The following is a 5,176-nucleotide window of genomic DNA, read 5'->3' on the forward strand; positions in this document are numbered from 1 at the left end:
AGGTCGTCCCACATGAACCAGAAACGGTCCTGACCCGGCGTACCGAAGAGGTACAGGATCAGGTCCTGGTCCAGGGTGATACGACCGAAGTCCATCGCCACCGTCGTGGTGGTCTTGTCCCCGGTGTGCGTCAGGTCGTCGATGCCCGCGGACGCGGACGTCATCACGGCTTCGGTGCGCAGCGGATTGATCTCCGAGACGGCACCGACGAACGTGGTCTTACCCACGCCGAAGCCCCCTGCCACCACGATCTTCGCCGAGGTAGTGGAGCGGGCTGCTCCGCCGCTAGAGCTTGCGAAGTCCACTGAGCACCCTTTCGAGCAGTGTCACATCTGGCTGGCCGCCGGCGGACTCGTCGCCGCCGGGCTGATGGATTGCGACGAGTCCGGCCTCTGCCAGGTCGGCTACGAGGATCCGGGCAACGCCGAGCGGGATCGAGAGCAGTGCCGAAATCTCGGCGACCGACTTGATCTCGAAGCACAGCCGGCAGATCCGCTGGTGCTCGGGCAACTGCCCTTGCAGCCGGGACGGATCGGCCGTGGTACTGACCAACGCCTCAATGGCGAGTTGGTAGCGCGGTCGGGTCCGGCCGCCGGTCATGGCGTACGGACGAACCAGCGGATTGTGCGCGGAGGGCGCGGCAGGCTCGGGGGCCTGCCGCGGCTCGACCGGCTGGATACGGGGCGCCGGGGGCGAGCCGTAGCGGTGCGGACGCTGCGTCGGCCACCCGGAACCCTGCTGGGCGTCGTGCGGCGGCCGCGGAGGCTGCTGCTGATAGGGCCGGTAAGGCTGCTGGGCGCCCTGCCCGCTGGGGGCGGAGGGGAAGTTGAACCGGTTGTCGCCGTGCTCACCCGGTACCTGTCGGCCACCGTCGTACTGGTGCCCGCCTGTCGGTGTGTCCACGATTCCTCCTCCTGCCGGTCCCGGTCTCAGTGGGCCGCGCCACCGCACCTTATGGCCCGGTGGCGTGAAACGCACTGTCTGTCTACTAGTTAAGAAGACTTCCTTGCAGTTCAGCACGGAGGTCCGGGGTGAGGACGCTGCCGGCACGGTCGACGAGAAGAGCCATTTCGTACCCAACCAGACCGATATCGGCGTCCGGATGTGCAAGAACGGCAAGAGATGATCCGTCGGAAATGGACATGATGAAGAGGAATCCGCGCTCCATCTCCACAACTGTCTGATTCACCGCGCCGCCCTCGAAGATCCGCGAGGCACCCGCGGTCAGCGAGGTCAGCCCGGAGGCGACGGCCGCCAGCTGATCGGCGCGGTCCCGGGGGAATCCCTCGGACATGGCCAGCAGGAGTCCGTCGGCGGAGACCACCACCGTGTGCGACACCCCGGGGGTGTTGTCCACGAAGTTGGTGATCAACCAGTTCAGATTCTGCGCCGCCTGGCTCATCGGGCTCACACTAACGCTCCTGGTTGTAGGTATTACTTTCGTCCGAACCCGCGCTGCGTCCCCGAAGCACGCCCCGCCGCAGGTTGCTCAACCTGCCGCGGACGTCCTCGGGGGCGCGGGAAACCTGAGGGCCGCCCTGCAAGGTCTGCTCGGCCGTGCCCTCGACCAGATTGGCCTTGGGCACCCGCCGGGGGAGACCGGACGGGGTGATCCCGCCCGCCTTCGGCTCCCGGAGCTTCTCGGCCCGCTCCCAGCGCTCGTCGTTGGCCGAGCGCCAGTCGTCGGAACCGTCACCGTCCTGCTGCGCGGGCGACGGCTGCTGCGGCGCTTCCTCCTGCTGCGGCTGCGGCTGCGGGTGCGCGACGGGCCGGCCGTTCCCGCGGCCGGTGGGCTGCCAGTGCTGCTGACCGCCCCGGCGCGGCAGACCGGCTTCGGTCAGCTCGTGACCGGAGTCGGGCGTGGGCCCCGGACGGTCGAAGCCTACGCTCTCCTGCGGCTCGGCGGGGGCGCTCGGGACGGATTCCGCTTCCGCCGGTGCCGAGGGCTCGTACCCGCCCCGGTAGGCGCCCTGTTCCGGCCAGTCGTCCTGCTGGGGCCGGGGAGCGAACTGCTCCTCGTAGGACGGCTGCTGGGCCTCACCGGCCGCGTACCCGCCCTCCGCATAACCACCGGGCAGACCCTGCTCGGGCTGCTGGGCGACGCCCGAGCCGTCGGCGGGGTAGGGCTCGTAGCCGCCCTGGTACGGAGCCTGCTCGTACTGCTCCTGCCGCACGCCCTGCTGCGGCTCCTGGCCGTACCCGTTCCCGGCGTACCCGCCGTCGGTGTACTGGCCGCCGGCGTACGGGTCCTGCGGGAACTGCGGGTGCTCGCCCGCCGTCTGCGCCTCCAGCGCCGCCCGGCGCTCCTCACGCATCAGCGAACGGCCCACCGGGTCCAGCTGGGCCGAGTCCGCCGAGGGCTGCTCGTAGCGCGAGTCGTCGAAGCCCAGCTCCGCCGCCGTGCGCAGGTGCGGCTGGGGCGGCTGCTGTTCGAAGCTCTGCTGCTCCGGAATGATCGAGGAGACGGTGAAGTCGTCGGCCGCGGCGGACGGTTCGCCACCGCCGCCGTGGGTGATCGCGTCCGGCAGCATGACCAGCGAGGTGGTTCCGGCCTGCTCGCCCGAGGGGCGCAGCTGGACCCGGATGCCGTGCCGGTCGGAGAGCCGGCCGACCACGAACAGACCCATCCGCTGCGACACCGCGGCGTCCACGGTCGGCGGGTTGGCCAGCTTGTGGTTGATGTCGGCGAAGTCCTCGGCGGTGAGGCCGATGCCCTTGTCGTGGATCTCGATCATCACGCGGCTGTCCGGCAGCCGGGTCGCGGTGACCCGCACCTTGGTCTGCGGCGAGGAGAACGTGGTGGCGTTCTCCAGCAACTCGGCCAGCAGGTGCACGAGGTCGGTGACCGACTGGCCATGGATCTCGGTCTCGGGCACCCCGGCGAGCTCGATGCGCTCGTACGACTCCACCTCGGAGGCGGCGGCCCGGAGCACGTCGACCAGCGGGACCGGCTGGTTCCAGCGGCGGCCCGGCTCCTCGCCGGCCAGCACCAGGAGGTTCTCGCCGTTGCGGCGCATGCGGGTGGCCAGGTGGTCCAGCCGGAAGAGGTTCTCCAGCTGGTCCGGGTCGGCCTCGTTGTTCTCCAGGTCGGTGATGAGGGTCAGCTGGCCCTCGATCAGCGACTGGTTGCGGCGCGAGAGATTGGTGAAGATCGCGTTGACGTTGCCCCGCAGCATGGCCTGCTCGGCCGCCAGCCGGACCGCCTCGCGGTGCACCTGGTCGAAGGCGCGGGCGACCTCGCCGATCTCGTCGCGGCTGTGGATCGGGATCGGCTGGACCCGGGTGTCGACCCGGCCCGGCTCGGCCCGGGAGAGCTGGTCGACCAGCATCGGCAGCCGCTGCTCGGCGATGCCGAAGGCGGCGGTACGCAGCCGGCGCATCGAGCGGCTCATCTGCCGGGCCATGAGCCCGGCCAGCACGAAGGCGGCCAGCAGGGCGACGATCACGACCGCGGCATTGACAATGGCGTCGGTCCTGGCGTCGGACGAGATGTCCGCGGCCTCGGCCACCGCCTTGTCGACGAGCTCGTCCTGGACCGTGGTGTAGCCGTCGAACTTGGCGGTGGCGGCCGCCATCCAGGTGTTCGGCGTGATGCCCTTCGCGGCCAGCTTCTCGGGCGACTTGCCCTGCCCGATCTGCTGCGCCATGCCGTCGAAGACCGAGCCGTCGATGCTGGGCGGGGCGACGAACGGGGTTCCCGCCGCGTCGGCCTCCTCCTTGGCCTGCTTCAGCTCCCGGGCGCCCTCGCCGGCCTTGGTGGACATGACCTGCTTCAGCCGGGCCGCGTCGGCCTCCGTACCGCCCGAGACGAACTCGCCGAGCGCGATCTGCTCCAGATAGTTGTACGAGCCGAAGGCCTTGACCTGGGCGTCGAACTTGGCGTTCTCCTGGCTCGGACGCACCAGCAGGTGCATGCCGATGGAGCGCTGAAGCGATTCTGCAGCCTTGGCGAGCTCGATCGCGTAGACCGTACGGCCGTAGCTGGTGATGTTGCCGGTGCCCAGACCCAGCTCGTTGCTGAACTCCATCAGCGAGTGCTGGACCTTGACGTAGCCCTCCTCCGTCTTCACCGGGTCCATGCCCTCGGCGAAGGCGGCCTTGCGCAGCTCGGGGAGAGTGGGCTCCTCCAGCCGCAGCAGCTGAAGGCGCCGCTCCAGGCCCTGCTTCTTCGGCATGCCCTTCACGGCCGCGTCGAACTTCTGCGCGGCCGCGTCGGTGGTGGCCCGCGCCTCCCCGACGATGTCGGCGTCGCGCTTGTTGGACAGCAGCGGCTGGGCGGAGAGGTCGCGCTCGTTCAGCAGCGCCTGGCCGTACTCGGCGGCCGCGCGCACGATCAGCGCGGTCTTCTCGGCGTCCTGGGCCTCGCGCCAGGTGTCGATCGACCCCTTCACCTGGAATCCGCCCATGACCAGGCCGACCAGGACGGGGATCAGGAGGATCGCGTTGAGCCGGGTGGGCACTCGCCAGTTGCGCGGCGACAGCCGGCTGGTGCCGCCGATGGGCACCGCCGTACCGGACGCGTCCGCGGAGGACGCCGCGGCGCGCGGCGGCGGGGTGAAGTTGCCCCGCTCCTGCCGCGCCGTGGAGCCCGCGTTGCTTCGCCTCACTCGACCAACAACCTCTCGGCGTCGGCACCTACGTTGTGCCGTATTTCGTTCAGGGCCGTACTACTCGGGAGTTCGTCGAATTCCAGCACGGGGACCGGTCGCGTTCCAAACAGTCGGAATCTGTCATTCCGAGTGGCGCAGACCTCAGATAAAACGGGCATAAAGAACGAGCCCCGTCAAAAGGCGGGGCTCAGGTGAGCGCAGTGGCACCACTCGGATGCGCCGGGTGTCGAACGTGGGGCAATTCTCTTTCGAAACGTTATGAATACGGGGGTGGATCGTGTCAAAGGACACAGCCCACCCCCGTCCGACTACGGTAACTACCGTATGGCAATACCGACTTGTGCTTACTTGAGCCGGGCCATGAGGGCGTGCTCGACGAGCGTGATCAGACCGCTCTTGGCGTCCGCGCGGTGCCGCGCGTCCGTCGTGATGATCGGGGTGTCCGGGCCGATCTGGAGGGCTTCGCGCACTTCGTCGGGGGTGTAGGGCTGGTGTCCGTCGAAGCCGTTGAGGGCGATGACGAACGGCAGGCCGCTGTTCTCGAAGTAGTCGACGGCGGGGAAGCA

At 69.3% G+C, this 5,176-nt stretch carries 4 protein-coding genes and 1 pseudogene; all 5 read right to left on the reverse strand.

From position 1 onward, the window contains the following. Positions 1 to 305 (reverse strand): ATP/GTP-binding protein (locus ABZ622_RS41620; RefSeq protein WP_030739219.1); only part of this gene is annotated, 305 nt, incomplete at its 3' end. Beyond that, the gene (locus tag ABZ622_RS41625) at positions 286 to 903 is read right to left on the reverse strand and encodes a DUF742 domain-containing protein (protein ID WP_360552498.1); all 618 of its coding nucleotides are present in this window, start codon (positions 901 to 903) and stop codon (positions 286 to 288) included. The genes ABZ622_RS41620 and ABZ622_RS41625, both read right to left, overlap by 20 nt. Positions 904 to 988: 85 nt before the next feature. Continuing rightward, positions 989 to 1,402 carry a roadblock/LC7 domain-containing protein gene (locus tag ABZ622_RS41630; protein ID WP_006127847.1) on the reverse strand — a complete coding sequence of 138 codons (414 nt, stop codon included), beginning with the start codon at positions 1,400 to 1,402 and terminating at the stop codon, positions 989 to 991. A 10-nt stretch (positions 1,403 to 1,412) separates the two neighbouring features. Next, a complete protein-coding gene (locus ABZ622_RS41635; protein WP_360552500.1) occupies positions 1,413 to 4,607 on the reverse strand; it encodes a nitrate- and nitrite sensing domain-containing protein in 3,195 nt (1,064 codons plus the stop codon). A 347-nt stretch (positions 4,608 to 4,954) separates the two neighbouring features. Further along, positions 4,955 to 5,176, reverse strand: a pseudogene (locus tag ABZ622_RS41640) (ATP-binding protein); the annotation flags it as partial.

This window comes from Streptomyces sp. NPDC007164, assembly GCF_040634135.1.
Lineage (GTDB): Bacteria > Actinomycetota > Actinomycetes > Streptomycetales > Streptomycetaceae > Streptomyces > Streptomyces sanglieri.